General features: G+C 64.4%; 14 protein-coding genes. 5 read left to right on the top strand and 9 right to left on the bottom strand.

Translation table 11 applies throughout. The features are described from left to right. Window positions 1-66 precede the first annotated feature (66 nt). The gene (locus L6D80_RS09560) at window positions 67-531 is read left to right on the top strand and encodes a hypothetical protein (RefSeq protein WP_054899214.1); all 465 of its coding nucleotides are present in this window, start codon (window positions 67-69) and stop codon (window positions 529-531) included. 63 nt (window positions 532-594) lie between these two features. Further along, window positions 595-1419: an SDR family oxidoreductase gene (locus L6D80_RS09555; RefSeq protein ID WP_176515706.1), complete on the top strand. Its 825-nt coding sequence runs from the start codon at window positions 595-597 to the stop codon at window positions 1417-1419. 67 nt (window positions 1420-1486) lie between these two features. Here the strand turns inward: L6D80_RS09555 and L6D80_RS09550 are convergent, their stop codons facing one another. The 5 genes from L6D80_RS09550 to L6D80_RS09530 form a co-directional block, all read right to left on the bottom strand. Next, entirely contained in the window at window positions 1487-2281 is a 795-nt protein-coding gene (locus L6D80_RS09550) for an SDR family NAD(P)-dependent oxidoreductase (protein WP_176515704.1), read from the bottom strand. A gap of 13 nt (window positions 2282-2294) precedes the next feature. Next, a complete protein-coding gene (locus L6D80_RS09545) occupies window positions 2295-3749 on the bottom strand; it encodes an efflux transporter outer membrane subunit (protein ID WP_054899211.1) in 1455 nt (484 codons plus the stop codon). Beyond that, window positions 3746-4807 carry an HlyD family secretion protein gene (locus L6D80_RS09540; protein ID WP_176515702.1) on the bottom strand — a complete coding sequence of 354 codons (1062 nt, stop codon included), beginning with the start codon at window positions 4805-4807 and terminating at the stop codon, window positions 3746-3748. The genes L6D80_RS09545 and L6D80_RS09540 overlap by 4 nt, the downstream gene beginning before the upstream one ends. 28 nt (window positions 4808-4835) lie before the next feature. Continuing rightward, on the bottom strand, window positions 4836-6377 hold the full coding sequence (locus L6D80_RS09535; RefSeq protein ID WP_054899209.1) for an MFS transporter: 1542 nt from the start codon (window positions 6375-6377) through the stop codon (window positions 4836-4838). A 133-nt stretch (window positions 6378-6510) separates the two neighbouring features. Next, the gene (locus tag L6D80_RS09530; protein WP_054899208.1) at window positions 6511-7416 is read right to left on the bottom strand and encodes a LysR family transcriptional regulator; all 906 of its coding nucleotides are present in this window, start codon (window positions 7414-7416) and stop codon (window positions 6511-6513) included. Window positions 7417-7624: 208 nt separating this feature from the next. Between L6D80_RS09530 and L6D80_RS09525 the strand changes: the two genes are divergently transcribed. After that, window positions 7625-8074 carry a universal stress protein gene (locus L6D80_RS09525; RefSeq protein ID WP_176515700.1) on the top strand — a complete coding sequence of 150 codons (450 nt, stop codon included), beginning with the start codon at window positions 7625-7627 and terminating at the stop codon, window positions 8072-8074. A 41-nt stretch (window positions 8075-8115) separates the two neighbouring features. Here the strand turns inward: L6D80_RS09525 and L6D80_RS09520 are convergent, their stop codons facing one another. Genes L6D80_RS09520 through L6D80_RS09505 form a run of 4 tightly spaced genes read right to left on the bottom strand, consistent with a single transcriptional unit; the run spans window position 8116 to window position 12880 of the window. After that, complete coding sequence (locus L6D80_RS09520; RefSeq protein ID WP_176515698.1) at window positions 8116-8976, bottom strand: efflux RND transporter periplasmic adaptor subunit; 861 nt, start codon at window positions 8974-8976, stop codon at window positions 8116-8118. A gap of 10 nt (window positions 8977-8986) precedes the next feature. Further along, window positions 8987-9187: a DUF1656 domain-containing protein gene (locus L6D80_RS09515; protein ID WP_008097766.1), complete on the bottom strand. Its 201-nt coding sequence runs from the start codon at window positions 9185-9187 to the stop codon at window positions 8987-8989. Continuing rightward, window positions 9177-11354, bottom strand: coding sequence for an FUSC family protein (locus L6D80_RS09510; protein ID WP_054899205.1), 2178 nt, complete (start codon window positions 11352-11354; stop codon window positions 9177-9179). The genes L6D80_RS09515 and L6D80_RS09510 overlap by 11 nt, the downstream gene beginning before the upstream one ends. Next, a complete protein-coding gene (locus L6D80_RS09505; protein WP_054899204.1) occupies window positions 11351-12880 on the bottom strand; it encodes an efflux transporter outer membrane subunit in 1530 nt (509 codons plus the stop codon). Before L6D80_RS09505 ends, L6D80_RS09510 begins: the two co-directional genes overlap by 4 nt. 191 nt (window positions 12881-13071) lie before the next feature. Between L6D80_RS09505 and L6D80_RS09500 the strand changes: the two genes are divergently transcribed. Continuing rightward, window positions 13072-14019 (top strand): LysR family transcriptional regulator, encoded by a 948-nt coding sequence (locus L6D80_RS09500; RefSeq protein WP_054899203.1) that lies wholly within the window; start codon window positions 13072-13074, stop codon window positions 14017-14019. A 100-nt stretch (window positions 14020-14119) separates the two neighbouring features. Then, window positions 14120-15094 carry a 2-hydroxyacid dehydrogenase gene (locus L6D80_RS09495; RefSeq protein WP_176515696.1) on the top strand — a complete coding sequence of 325 codons (975 nt, stop codon included), beginning with the start codon at window positions 14120-14122 and terminating at the stop codon, window positions 15092-15094. The last annotated feature ends 87 nt before the right edge of the window (window positions 15095-15181 follow it).

The raw sequence follows: 15181 nt of genomic DNA, 5'->3' as shown, positions 1-15181 counted from the left end.
CAATTGGAGGGCGCCAGCCCTCCCTGCTACGATGGTCGGACCGCCCAATCTAGGTCTGCACGCCCCATGATCATCGGAGCCCTGCTCATCCTCACCTGGCTGGTGCTGCTGCTACGGTACCCGGCCAAAGCCCTGCCGATCTCCCTGGCGGCCGCCTGTGGCCTGGCCCTGGTAGCCCTGCTTGTGATCTGGCAGGACAGCCGCGAAGCCTCTCAACTGGCGCGTCTGGACCTGCGTCTGACCTATGCCCCCGAGCAATGCCCGGCCGACCGCGCCCTGCGCGTGCGCATGAAAAATGGCAACAAAGCGCCGCTGACCGAACTGCGTTGGCGGGTGGGCGCCTATGCGCCGGGCGATACCGTCAACCTTGCCGAAAACACCTACAGCGCACCGCGCTATCGTGGGCCCGGTGAGCTGCAGCCTGGCGCTGAGTGGCAGGATTGCCTGCCATTGCCGCCACTGCGGTCCGGGTATCGGCCGCAGACACTGGAGTTTCGTGCCGAGCATCTGCAAGGCACCTTCGCCAATTGATCCGGTGCCCCGTGAGGAAGCAGCACAGACACCACCTTTAACTCAGACCCAAGGCCCTCCCCCATGCCCACCGTCCTGATCACCGGTTGTTCCAGCGGCATCGGCCGCGCTTTGGCCGACGCCTTCCGCGATGCCGGCCACGATGTCTGGGCCACTGCCCGCAAAGCCGAAGACGTCGAGCGCCTGGCCACTGCCGGGTTCATCGCCCGCCAGCTGGATGTCAATGACGGCGCGGCCCTGGTACGCCTGGCCGAGGAGCTGCAAACGCACCATGGCCGCCTTGACATCCTCATCAACAACGCAGGCTACGGCGCCATGGGCCCGTTGCTCGATGGCGGCGTGGACGCCCTGCGCCCACAGTTCGAAACCAATGTCTTCGCCGTGGTCGGCGTTACCCGCGCACTGTTCCCGCTGCTACGCCGCTCACGCGGCCTGGTGGTGAATATCGGCAGCGTCTCCGGCGTACTGGTCACGCCATTCGCCGGTGCCTACTGCGCCTCGAAGGCCGCAGTACATGCCCTGAGCGACGCCTTGCGCCTGGAACTGGCGCCCTTCGGTGTGCAGGTGATGCAAGTTCAGCCGGGGGCGATTGCTTCGCAGTTTGCCAGCAATGCCCAGCGCCAGGCCGAGCAGGTGCTGGCGGCGGACTCGCCATGGTGGCCGTTGCGTGAGCAGGTGCAGGCGCGGGCGCGGGCTTCACAGGACAAGCCGACATCGGCGGCGGTATTTGCCCAAGGGGTGCTGGCGGCGGTCAGCAAGCCGTCAGTGCCAGCGGTGCTGCGGTTGGGGAATGGCAGCACAGCCTTGCCGTTGATGGCCCGGTTGCTGCCGCGGCGGTTGCTGGATTGGGCGTTGCGCAAGCGCTTTGGCCTACTGCGTCCCCTCTGAGTTTTCGACTGCCGGTATCGACCCCTTCGCGGCAACGCCGCGAAGGGGTCGATACCAGATCCGGCAATCACGCAATGGAACGCAATACCCCGCCATCAACCCGCAAAGCAGCCCCCGTAGTTGCACTGGCCTGCACCGACGCCAAGTACACCACCATGTTGGCCACCTCCTCCACCGTCGCCAGCCGCTTGATCAGCGACGTCGGCCGATGCTCGGCCAGGAAGTTGGCTTCCAGCGTTTCGGTCGATACACCCTGCTCCTGCGCAAGTCTGGCAAAGAAGTCACCCACCCCTTCAGAACGGGTAGGCCCCGGCAATACCGCGTTCACCGTGACCCCGGTGCCAGCCAAGGTTTCGGCCAACCCGCGCGATACCGCCAGCAGCGCAGTTTTGGTCATGCCGTAATGGATCATTTCAGTTGGAATCTGCAGCGCCGACTCGCTGGACAGGAACACCACCCGCCCCCATTTGCGCTCGACCATGCCCCGGGCATAGTGGCGCGAAAGGCGCACCGCACTGAGTACGTTGACGTCGAAGAAGCGCTGCCAGTCTTCATCCTCGATCTCGAAGAACGGTTTGGGTTCGAAGATGCCGAGGTTGTTCACCAGGATGTCGGTATGCGGCACCTGATCGAACAGCTTTTGCGCACCGTCCTTGCTACCGAGATCGGCAGCGATACCGATGATGCGTGCTTGTGGCAAGCGTTCGCGCACGGCCTTGAGGGCTTCGTCGACACGGGCCTGAGTGCGGCCATTGAGGACCACTTCGGCGCCCGCCTCGGCCAGGCCGATGGCGATGGCCAGGCCAATGCCGGCGGTGGAACCGCTGACAATGGCGCGCTTGCCGTTCAAGGAAATATGCATCTGTGCTTCCTCTCTAACTGTGAGAATTCGTCGGCTGCTCATCGAACGCCTGCCAGCCACCACCCAGCGCCTTGTACAGCCCCACCAGCGCCTGCGACACCGCGGCCGAGCTGTCGATCCACTGCTCCTCGCTGGCCAGCAGCGCCCCTTGCACCGTCAGCACGTTGAGAAAGTCCACCGCCCCTTCTACATACTGACGCTGGGCGGTTTCCAGGGCGATGCGGTTCTGCCGCACTGCCTCGGCCAGGGAATCACGGCGCAACTGACTGGCGTTGTACAGGCGTAGCACATCGTCAATTTCATGCCAGGCGCCCAGCACCACCTTGCGGTAGTTCAGCGCGGCTTCCTGCTGCTGCGCCTCGCGCAGTTGCAGGGTGCCTTTGAGCCGGCCGCCCTCGAAGATCGGCAGCGACATCTGCGGCCCGAAGGCAAACCGCCGCGAATCCCAGCCACCGAAGTCTGACAGCTGCATGGCCTGGAAACCGACACTGCCCGACAGCCGGATGCTCGGGTAGAAATCCGCCTGCGCCACGCCAATGCTGGCGGTGGCGGCATGCAGGCGGGCCTCGGCCTGGCGAATATCCGGGCGGCGCTCGGCCAGTTCGGACGGCAAGCCAATGGCAAACGTCTGTTGCGGCGCGGGCAACTCGCCGCCCTTGAGCAATTCAGCCTGCAGGCTACGCGGCGGTTCGGCGGCGAGCAGGCTGAGGGCGTTGATCAGGTCATCACGTCGCGCTTGCAGGCTTGGCAGGCGCGACTCGATCGAAGCGACCTGGGCGCTGGCCTGGGCCACATCCAGGCGCGTGGCAACACCTTCGGCCTGACGATCCTGGGACAGCTTCAGGCTGTGCTGGGCGACCCTGAGATTGTCCTGGGTCACATCGAGGGTGCGCTGCACGGCACGCAGCTGGATGTAGTTGCCGGCGGTTTCCGACAGCAAGGCCAGCAACACGCCACGGCGGTCGTTCTCGGCCACTTCGACGCTGGCATCGGCAGCCTCGACCTGGCGCCGCACGCGGCCCCACAGATCCAGCTCCCAACCTGCCACCAGATCGCCCTGCCAAAGGTTGAAAGCCTCCTTACCCGCCTTGCCGGACGGGTCGCTCAGGCCTTCGGCACTGTTACGAGCACGGCTGTAGCCCGCGGTTGCGTCCACCGACGGTACTTCGTCGGCAACCACAGTGCTGCGCAAGGCACGGCTTTGCAGCAGCCGCGCGCTGGCCATCTGCAAGTCGAGGTTGCGTTCGACAACACGCTGGATCAAAGCGCTGAGCTGGGCATCGTGAAAGGACTCCCACCAGCGCAGTTCCAGCGGTTCGGCCTGGGGCTGGCTGGCCGCCGCCTCGCCTTGCAGCGGCGCCCACTGTCGCGGTGCCTGGCTGTCGGGGCGCAGGAAGTCCGGGCCCATGGTGCAGCCGGTCAGCAACATGGCCAGCAGCAACGGGCTCAAGCGTAATGCCGGTTTCATCGTGCGCTTACCTCTTTGCCGTCGAGCGTGTCGCCACGGGTGTCGATGGTTGCTTCCACCGACATGCCAACCCGCAGGCGGGCGAGCAGTGGCTGGCCGTCATCGAAAACGATCTTCACAGGGATACGTTGCACCACCTTGGTGAAGTTGCCGGTGGCGTTGTCTGGCTTGACTGCGGCGAAGGTCACGCCGGTGGCCGGGGCGATGCTTTCCACATGGCCTTGCAGTTTCTCGCCGGAAAAGGTGTCGACGCTGATGCTCACCGGCTGGCCTGGTTGCACGTGTGTCAGCTGGGTTTCCTGGAAATTGCCCACCACATAGGCCTGTTGCAATGGCACCACCGACAGCAGACGGGCGCCGGGGGTGACGTAGGCGCCGACGCGCAGGGCGCGTTCGCCCACCATGCCGTCCCCCGGCGCAGTGATACGGGTGTAAGACAGGTCGAGCTGGGCCTTTTCCAGGCCGGCTTCGGCACGCTTGAGCTGGCCATCGGCGCTGGCCACCTGGGCCGTGAGAATGTCCACCTGCTTGCGCGCCGCCAGCAGCGCTGCCTGGGCATTGGCCAGGCGTGCGCGGGCCTGATCGACGCCGCTGCGCGCCTGCTGGGCGTTCTGCACGGTGCCAGCCCCCTGCTCGGCCAGGCGGCTGTAACGGTTGACTTCATGGTCGGCGAAAGCCGCTTCGGCCTGGGCCGCTTTCACTGCGGCTTCGGCCTGGGCAATCAGCGCGGCCTGGCGTTCAAGCGTGGCGCGGGCATCGGCGCTTTGCGCCTGGGCTACCAGCAACTGCGCCTGCGCGGCATCCAGCGCGGCCTGATAGTCACGGGCATCGATGGTCGCCAGCAACTGGCCAGCCGTGACCTGCTGGTTGTCTTCCACCAGCACCTCCTTGATGAAGCCGGCGACTTTGGGTGCGACCACGGTGTAGTCGGCGATCACATAAGCGTCATTGGTACGCTGGCGGTGGTCGCTGCCAAATATCCAGGGCCCGATGACTCCGGCCAACACGGCCACGGCCAGCACCGAGCCAATGAACAGGGTTTTGCGATTGTTGGTCATTTCAGTAGTTCTCGAATTCATCCAGGGTTCAGGCCACCGCACGCGGCGGATAGACCCGGGTAGGCACGAAAGGAATCAGGCAGATCAGGGCCACGGCGATGCAGGCCATGACCAGATACAGGTCGGCCGAGGTCAGTACCAGCGCCTGGTCGTGAATACGCCTGGCCAGGCCAGCGGCGTTGCCGTCGACCAGCGGGGCGTTGCCCAGGCTGTCCACCAGGTGGTTGGAATGGAAATGTCGGCGTACGGTGCCAAGGGCGTCCAGCAGGCCACCGGCGATCACCGCGGCCAGGCCCTTGACCGTGTTGAACCAACTGGAGGCGAAGGGGCCTTCCTGCGGGGTCATGCCATTGGTGGACAGCATCAGCAACGGCAGCACCGCCATGGGCTGGCCGAACACCTGCAGCAGGTAGAACGGGTAGAAGTCGCCGCGGATCCATTCACTGGTCAGCAGGCTGCTGCCGACACAGGACACCGCCAGCATCGCCAGGCCAATGCCCAGCACCCAGCGGCAGTCCACCGCGCGGATGTTGCACAGTGCCGCCGTCAGCGGCAGGGCGATCAGTTGCGGCATTGCCACCAGCATCATCAACGGGCTGGTCTGCGCCGGGCGGTAGCCCTGAATCTGCGCAAGGTAGGCCGACGGGATGCTGCCCACGCCCGAGAGCACGATCAGTACACCGGCCAGTGTCACCAGGGCAAAACTCAGGTTGCGCCGCGACAGCATGCGCAACTGGAAGAACGGCAGCGGCTCGGACCATTCGTTGTACATGAACAGCACCAGCAACAGCAGGCCACCGCCGAGCAGCCAGCAGATCAGCGGCGAGTCGAGCCAGCCCCAACGGTCGCCCAGCGACAGGCCCAGCACGATGCAACTGATGGCGGGCAGGCCAAGTAGCACGCCACGCCAGTCGAACTGCTTGAAACGTTCCAAACGCAGCGGGTCCTGCGGCAACCCCCAACCGACACAGACAATGGCCAGGGCCGACGGCAGGATGATCTGCCAGAACGCCCATTGCCAGCCAACGTATTCGGTCCACAGCCCCGCCAATGGCGTGCCGAGGTTGGGACCGAAGGTGGCGGTCAGGGCGTAGCAGGCCAGGCCATAGACTTTGATACCTGGCGGCAGGAAGCGCAGGGCCACGCTCATGAGCATCGGCGGCAGGGCACCAGAGGCGAAACCCTGCAGTATGCGCAGCAACATCAAGCTGTGCAGGTTGGGAGCGAACGGTTGCAGCAGGCCGAGCACGGCAAACAGGCCAACAGCGCTCATGGTGAAGCGCCGCAGCGAGAAGGTCGTGGCCAGCCATGGCGCAAAGGCCATGGCCGAGACCGAAGCGGCGCTGTACACCGCCAGCAGCCAGGCACCTTCGTCGGCGCCGATGCCCATGGCCCCGCGGATATCGGCCAGGGAGATCTTGGTCACCGACTCGTTGAGGCCCGCACAGAGCACGGCCAGCAAAACACCGAACAACCCAACTACTACCTGCAGGCCGAACGCAGTCTGCGCAGGCGCGGCCGGCGCCGGGGCGGCGGCCATTGCAACAGACGGGGCGGACAGGGAACTCATGGGCAGACATCTCCAGCAACAAAATTGCGACTGGAGCAAGTCTAAGAAGGTCGAATGCTTACGAAAACTGACTTGTTGGCAGCTTTATATTGCGCCAGGCGCAATCGGCGATGTTGCGATAACGCCAGGCGTGTCAAGGGTCCATGCTGCCGCAAGCCTTCAGCGTCTGCCGCAGCCAGCGATGGGCCGGGTCGTTATCGAAGCGCGGGTGCCACGCCTGCATGACATTGACCTTTTCCAATGGCACAGGGATCTCGAAGGACCGCAAGGGCAGTTTCAGCCGGTTCACGCTATTGAGGATATTGGCGGGTATCGGCAGGATCAGGTCCGAGTCCGGCAGCGAAAACATCGCTGAATGAAAGCTGGTGGTGATCAGCGCCACTCGCCGCTCCACCTTGTGATTGGCCAGCGCCACATCGATAGGCCCATTGGCGCGGCCCCGGCGTGACACGCTTATTTGCGGGTAGGCGGCGAAGCGCTCAGGGGTAATTTCGCCATCGAAGATGGGGTGGCCGTCACGCGCCAGGCCCACGAAGTAGGTATTGAACAGGCTCTGAACCTTGATTTCCGGGCCCAGTTCAATGGCTGAACTGATGATCAAGTCGATTTGCCCATTGCGCAGCACCGCATCATCGTCGCCGCTGCCCTCTGGTACAAAGCGCAATACCGTGTGTGGTGCCTGGGCCAGCATCATGCGCAGCAGTTGGGCCCCGTACAGGGCGATGAACAGGTCGTTGGTGCGGATGTTGAAAGCACGATCGAGGTTGACCAGATCGACGTCGTCACGGCTGCGAAATACCTGCCCGGCCTGCTCCACCAGCCCGTGCACCTGCTCGCGCAGCGCCAGCGCCCGCGGCGTCGGCACCAGGCCGCGGCCGGCGCGGACCAGGATGGGGTCGCCCAGTGCCTCGCGGATGCGGCCCAAGGTACGGCTCATTGCCGCCGGGCTCAGGTTCATGCGCTGCGCTGCGCCGACCACGCTGCCCTCGTCGAGCAGGACGTCGAGGGCGACGAGCAGGTTCATGTCCGGGAGTTGCATGGCCGTTTTCCGTAACGAGGTTGGGAACGGCGATATTAACAGGTCGGATGATTGCACCAGACGCAATGCGCTCGTGCGTGTCGGGGCATTTATTCATTGGCCGTGTTCGGCTTTAAATGAAGCATTGGCAGGTCTGGCCTCTCGCGGGTAAGCCCGTGAAGAGGCCGACCCTGCAGACACCTCAGCCAGCCTCTGCCAAGGATCCCGCATGCCCAGCCCTGTCCTGATCGCCATCGACGCCTCCCCTGCCTCAACGGCCCTGCTCACCCTGGCGCGCCGCTACTGCCTGCCGGGCGAACACGAGTTGCATGTACTGCTGGCCATCGACGCGACCTTCGCCGTACACGATCACCCGACGGCCTACACCGAAGAGGAACAGGAGGAATACCCCGCCGCCTGCGATGAACAGCAACTGGCCGAAGGCGCCGTGGCCAACGCAGTACGCACACTGCGCGAAGCCGGCTTCGCCAGCCAGGGCTGCATGGTGGCCGACCAGCCGGTCGAAGCCATCGTCGGCAAGGCGCTGGAGCTGCGCTGCGAACTGATCATCATGGGCCACCGGCACCTGTCGAGGCTGGGGCGGTTGCTGGACCCGTCGATCAGCGCGAAAGTGATCGATCGCGTGCAGGTGCCGGTGTTGGTGGGCCCAGCCGCTTGAAAGGCCCACGCCATGCCCCCCGTTGTAGCGGGTAGCGCAGATCACTCCTCGCTCGGTTTCACCACCACCGTACACGTCGTCCCCGCGGCCAGCAAAAACCCTTCGGGCACTTCGTCGATGTGAATCCGTACCGGCACCCGCTGCGCGAGGCGCACCCAGTTGAAGGTCGGGTTCACGTCCGCGATCAGTTCACGGCTCTGCGGGTTGTCGCGGTCGTAGATGCCACGGGCGATGCTCTCCACATGGCCCTTGATGCGCTCGCCGCTCATCATTTGCAACTCGGCCTGGTCGCCAACCTTCACGTGGGGCAATTTGGTTTCTTCGAAGAACCCGTACACCCAGAACGAATGCTCGTCGACCACCGCCATGATGGCCTCGCCGGTGCGCGCATAGTCGCCCTTGTGGATATTCAGGTTGGTCACGTAGCCATCGACCGTGGCGACGATGTGCGTGCGCTTGAGGTTCAGCTCGGCCGCTGCCAGTTCGGCCTGGGCCTGTTGATAATCGGCCAGGGCGGAGTTGGCGATATTGCTGGCGTCGTCACGGTTTTCTTTGGAGATCACCAGGTTGTCCATGTCAGCGCGGCGCTTGGCGTTGACCTTGCGCATCTCCCAGGTGGCTTTGCGCGAGGCGACCAGCGCCTTGGCCTGGTCGACCGCCAGTTGATAATGCTCAGGGTCGATCTGGATCAGCAGGTCGCCTTTCTTCACCCGCTGGTTGTCCTTGACCGGCACATCCACCACGTAGCCGGGCACATCGGCGGCAACGTTGATGATGTCGGCGCGCACGCGCCCATCGCGGGTCCACGGCGTGGTCATGTAGTGCAGCCACAACTGGCGACCGATCACCACGGCAGCGGTCAGCACCAGCAGGGTAGCGATCAGGCTGAAGAACTTTTTCATCGACGGATTCTCACCAGTAGAGCGACAGCGCCAGGGCGCCGAACAGGCAGACGAACAGGGACAGGCGCAACAGCGCCGGGTGCCAGAAGAAGCGGTAGCCATCATGGCTGGCGATGAAGCGGTCCAGGCCCCAGGCCAGGCCCAGGGCGAACAGGAACATCAAGGTCATGGTGGGCATGTACACGCCATGGAAGGCGATCTCACGGGGCATGGTGCAATCCTTTCGCCGGTGCCAGTGGCGACTGTGGGTCGAGCAGGGAGGAACGGATGAAGTGCAGGTAGCTCTGCGCACGGCGCAGCACCGACGTGTCGAAATGGCGGGCGAAAGGCTCATCGGTGGCCTGCACGCGGCTGATGGCATGGTCCACCGCCACCAGGGCGCGCTCGTGGTTGCTGGCGTTGGGCTGCAGGAACAGCCGCGCCAGTGCCCGGCCCATGACACGGATGGCCTGACGCCACGGCTGCGACTCGGCATAGGCCGGGTGAACCGGCGCGCGCGCCTGTTCCTTGCGCAGTTCGATGATCGCGTGGCCGATCTCCAGCACGGTGAACATCCAGCCCATCAGCTCGCTCTGCACCTGCGGCTTGCCGGCCGCCAGGCCATAGGCTTGGTGCAGCAGATCGCGGGTGCGGCTTTCGAAGGCCGTGCCGATGCCGCGCAGGCGCCCGCTGATGGCGAACAGCACCTGCTCGCGCAGTTCCTGCTCAAGGCGGCTCCACAACCAGCGGCTATTGGGCGGCAGGATGATGGCCCCGGCTGCGGCGCAGACGAACATGCCGATGACCATGCCGATGTAGTCGTTGATGAAGGTGTACGGGTCATACACGGTGAGGTTGTTCGGCACCGAGCCAATCGCGAAGAACACCAGCAGGCCGATGCCGTAACCGGCATAGGCCGGGCGCGACGAGAGAAACGCGCCCAGCACGAACACGGGCGCCAGCACCATGCACAGCAGCGGGAAACCGTCGATCCAGGGGAATACGAAGAAGGTTTCGAAAAACCCGACAAACGCGCCGATGGCTGTGCCGCAGGCCATCTGGAACGACATGCGCTTGGGGTTCGGTGACGCCGCCGAAAGGCCCACCGTGACCGTTGCGATCAGGGTCATCATGGCACCGCTGGGCCAGTCACTGAGCAGCCAGTAGCTGCCCAGCAGCAACAGCACCGCCGAGGCCCGCACACCAGCGGCCAGTGACACCAGCCAGCTGGTCTGCGCCACATAGGGCTCATCCCATTGCTCGCGCTGGTGCCGGTGTGCGGCCAACGAGGCATGGGTTTCGGCGTAGCTGAACATCTCGTCGACGAAGCGGTAGAGCAGCTCGAACGCGGTGTGGAAATCGAGCAGGTCCGACTCGCTGGGGTTGGTTTGCAGGTACTCGGCGCGCAGGCCGCGCACCTGGGCTTGCAGGCCCTCTTTGTAGGCCGCCAATTCCAGCGTCAGGCGCAGCGCATCGGCGTCGGTCAGCGCCCGCCCTACATAAGGCTGGAGCAGCTCGACCAAGGTGTTCAGGCCAGGCTCGATGGCACCGACGATCTGCAGCGGGCCACGGGCACGCAGCCGCTCCAGCAACCGGTGCAGCGCGTTGAACCGCGTGGTGATGGCCATGAACTCGCTGTTCATGCGCACCAGGCGGCCAGAGCGCCTGCGCATGTGAGGGTCTTCGAACGCGGTGACGTTGCGCAGGCTTTCCAGCCCCACCGCCTCAGCGACAAAGCGCACGTTGCTGGTCTCGAAGCGGTCGCGCTGGCTGTCGCCGCGCAGCGCCTCGACCACCACCCCGGCGAATACGCCAAAGCGCTGGTACAGGGCGTTGCGCATGGCCGCGCTGGCCGATTGCGGCAGGATCGCGGCGCTGACGAAGGTCGAGACGAGAATGCCCAGGGCAATTTCCAGTACGCGCCAAACGGCAGCCATGAACGCCTGGTCGGGGTGCTCCAGCACCGGCAGGCCGATCATCGCTGCGGTGTAGCCTGCCAGCACGAAACCGTAGGCCCGGAAGGTGCGGTAGCGCATGGCACCCGCCGAGCACAAGCCCACCCACAAGGCCAGGCTGGGCAGGAACAGTTCGGTGTTCTGCGGGAAAATCGCAATCAGCGCGACCATCATCGCCGAACCGGCCAAAGTACCCAGTACCCGGTAGAAACTCTTGGCAAACACATGGCCGCTCTGCGGCTGCATGACGATGAACACGGTGATCATCGCCGTGCGCGGCTGCGGCAGTTCCAGGCGCATGGCCAGCCACAAAGTGATGAACGCGGCGGCCAGCACCTTGAAGATGTAAACCCAGGTCACCCCGTCGGTGCGCGCCCAGGCAAAGAAGCCCCGGCGCCATTCCAGGCTGTGCAGCCAGCGCAGGGGCAGGCTCGATGTACTCATTCGGGGTGGTCCGCCTTGCGGTCGAAAATGGCCAGGGTCGCCGGCGTTGTCGGCGCATCCTGGCGCCCATCCTCAGGCACGTCCTTGCCAGCCTGCAGGCCCCCACCCAACGCAGTCACCAGCTCGGCATGGGCCACCAGGCGTGCAGCCTGCACCTGCTGCTGCACCTGCTGCTGGCGGAACAGCAAGGTCTGGGCATTGAGCACGTTGAGGTAGTCGGTCAGGCCACGCTGGAAGGCGACCATGGCGATGTCGTAGGTTTTCTGCGCCGCCGCCACGGATTCGGCGGCGAAGTGCGACTGTTCTTTCATCGATTCCCGGCGGATCAACTGATCGGAGATGTTCTTCAACGCGCCAATCACCGTCTGGTTGTAACGGGCCACGGCCACGTCATAGCCCGCCGAGGCCACGCCCAACTGCGAGCGCAAGCGGCCACCGTCGAAAATCGGCAGGCTGATGGCCGGGCCTACGTTGTAGTTGAACTTGCGCCCGGTCAGGAACTCCAGTGGCCCGCCACCGGTAGCCATGAAGCCCAGGCTGCCGACCAGGTCGACGTTGGGGAAGAACCCGGCATGGGCGACATCGATACCACGGGCCTGGGCTGCCACCTGCCAGCGGCTGGCAACCACGTCGGGGCGCTGACCGACCAGCTCGGCCGGCAGCGCCGACGGCAGCTTGAGGGGCGCACCGAGGGTCAAGGTCGGGCGCTGGATCTGCGCGCCCTCCCCCGGCCCCTTGCCCGCCAGCGCCGCCAGCTGGTTGCGGGTCAGGGCAATCTCCTCGTTGAGGCTGTCGAGCTGGCGATGGGTTTCGGGCAGCGGCGCTTGGGCCTGGCTCACTTCGAAATGGGTACCGATGCCGGCGTCGAGGCGGCGCTTGGCCAGGGCCAGGATCTGCTCCTGCTGTTCAAGCTCGGCCTTGACGATGTCGCGCTGGGCAAAATGCAGGCTCAGCTGGATGTAGGCGCGCACTACGTTGTTCTGCAACTCAAGCTGCGCCTGGCGTGCCTCGGCCACGCTCATGTGCGCCTGGTCCACGGCCTGTTCGCTGGCGTTGCGTTCGCGCCCCCAGAGGTCAAGGGCATAGCTGAAGCCGATGGCGGCGTTGTTGTCCCAGGTGTTGGCACCCGACAGCGCGCCAGGGCCATAGAACGGGTCCTCGGGCCAGTTATGGCGTTTGAGCGTCGCCTGGCCATTGGCCTGAAGCTTTTCCGCCGATTCGACCACACCGGCCATGGCCTTGGCCTCGCGTACCCGGGCTGCCGCCATGGCCAGGCTCGGGCTACCGGCCACGGCCAAGGTGATCCAGCGGTCCAGTTGCGGGTCGCCATAGGCATGCCACCACTGCTGGTCGGGCCAGTGGGCGTCGGTGGCGGCGTCGCGAATGGCCGCATCCGTGGTCAAGGTATTGGCTTGCAGTGTCTTGCTTTGCGGGGCAATACCCCAGGTTCCGATACAGCCGCTCAAGGTGAGACTAAGGGCACAGGCACTGAACGCCTGGAGCGTTCTGATGATGCGACGCGGCACAGCTGCGATTTCCCGAGGAAGAGGTGGAGGGGCCGAGCAATTCTAGGTGGCCGCCGCACTGGCGATAAGCGTGGATTCCTGCGAATCTTTGTTACCAAAACAGCGATAATCAGCCTTTGGTCGAAGGCACATTTTCATCTTTACACCGTTACTTCATGACACAATTTTGTCCTCTACATCGAGAGTGACCCATGGACACCCTGCAAAACATGCGTGCTTTCAGTTGCGTAGCCCAACTTGGCAGTTTCACTGCCGCTGCGGCGCAACTGGACACGACCACCGCGAACGTGTCGCGGGCGGTCTCCAACCTGGAAGCCCATCTGCAAACCCGGCTGCTCAACCGTACCACCCGGCGTATCGCCCTGACCGAGGCGGGCAAGCGTTACCTGATGCGCTGTGAACAGATCCTCACCTATGTGGAGGAGGCCGAAGCCGAGGCCAGCGACGCCCATGCACGGCCAGCCGGGCAGTTGAAAGTGCACTCGATGACCGGCGTAGGCCAGCATTTCGTGGTCGATGCCATTGCCCGCTACCGCGAATCGCACCCTGACGTGACGTTCGACCTGACCATGGCCAACCGCGTGCCTGACCTGCTGGACGAGGGTTACGACGTGTCCATCGTGCTGGCCACCGAACTGCCGGACTCAGGCTTCGTCTCGCAGCGCCTGGGTATTACCTACAGCATTGTCTGTGCATCGCCGGAATACGTGGCCAAGCATGGTTTTGCGCACAAGCCCATCGACCTGTTGCAGCACGCATGCCTGCGCATGGTCAGCCCGGTGATCCCCTTGGAGAAGTGGCTGTTCGACGGCCCGGAGGGCCAGGAGTTGGTCAATATCACCAGCTCGCCCTTCCAGGTGAACTCCGCCGATGCGATGAAAACGGCCATTCGCAGTAGCATGGGCATGGGTGTGCTGCCGATCTATTCGGCCATCGATGGCCTGCGTGACGGCAGCCTGGTGCGGGTGATGCCCGAATACCGGCTGCAGGAGCTGAACCTGTATGCCATCTACCCGTCACGCCAGTACCTGGACGCCAAGATCAAGACCTGGGTCGAGTACCTGCGCAATTCGCTGCCGGAAATTCTCGCCGCCCATGAAGCGGACCTGAAAACCCACGAGTTGCTGATCGCCAACTGAACGCACTTCACGCGTCAAGAAACAGCAGATGGGTGCATGCGCTGCTTTTTCTTGGGGCGTGAAGCTTGTAGTTTGTAGCTTTTCCGTTGGAAGTAGCCCGATGAAAAAGACCGTCCTGGCGTTCAGCCGCATCACCCCGGCCATGGCCGAACGCCTGCAGCAAGACTTCAACGTGATCCTGCCAAACCCCAAGCTTGGCGACATCAATGCCCAGTTCAACGAAGCGCTGCCCGAGGCCCACGGGCTGATCGGCGTCGGCCGCAAGCTTGGCCGCGCCCAGCTTGAAGGCGCGGCGAGGCTGGAAGTGGTGTCGAGCGTCTCGGTCGGCTACGACAACTACGACGTCGATTACTTCAACGAACGCGGCATCGCCCTGACCAACACCCCCGACGTACTCACCGAGAGCACTGCCGACCTGGGCTTCGCGCTGATCATGGGCTGCGCCCGCCGTACCGCTGAACTGGACGCGTGGACCAAGGCTGGGCAGTGGCAAGCCACCGTCGGGCCGGCGCACTTCGGCAGCGATGTGCATGGCAAGACCTTGGGTATCGTCGGCCTGGGCAACATCGGCGCCGCCGTCGCGCGTCGTGGCCGGTTCGGTTTCAACATGTCCATCCTGTATGCCGGCAACAGCCGCAAGACGGCGCTGGAACAGGAACTGGGCGCGCAGTATCGCAGCCTTGAGCAACTGCTGGCCGAGTCGGATTTCGTCTGCATCGTGGTACCGCTGTCCGACGCCACCCGCAAGCTGATCGGTGCACGCGAACTGAAGCTGATGAAGCCCAGCGCATTCCTGATCAACATCGCCCGTGGCCCGGTGGTCGACGAGGCGGCGCTGATCGACGCGCTGCAAAACGGCACGATCCGTGGCGCCGGCCTGGACGTGTACGAAAAGGAGCCACTGAGCGAGTCGCCACTGTTCCAGTTGCCCAATGCATTGACCCTGCCGCACATTGGCTCGGCCACCGCCGAAACCCGCGCGGCCATGGCCAACCGGGCAATGGACAACCTGCGTGCGGCGCTGCTGGGTGAGCGGCCGCGTGACCTGGTCAACCCGCAGGTGTGGAAGGGCTGATAGCCATTGACGGTGAGAGGCCGGTGCAGGCAACCCTTACCACGCTTGCCTGCACCGCCCAGCCTCTCCGGCTTTTTTCATCCATGC

It is taken from the genome of Pseudomonas ceruminis (assembly GCF_021602025.1).
GTDB classification, from domain to species: Bacteria; Pseudomonadota; Gammaproteobacteria; order Pseudomonadales; family Pseudomonadaceae; genus Aquipseudomonas; species Aquipseudomonas ceruminis.
This window is presented reverse-complemented; position numbering and strand designations above follow the sequence as displayed.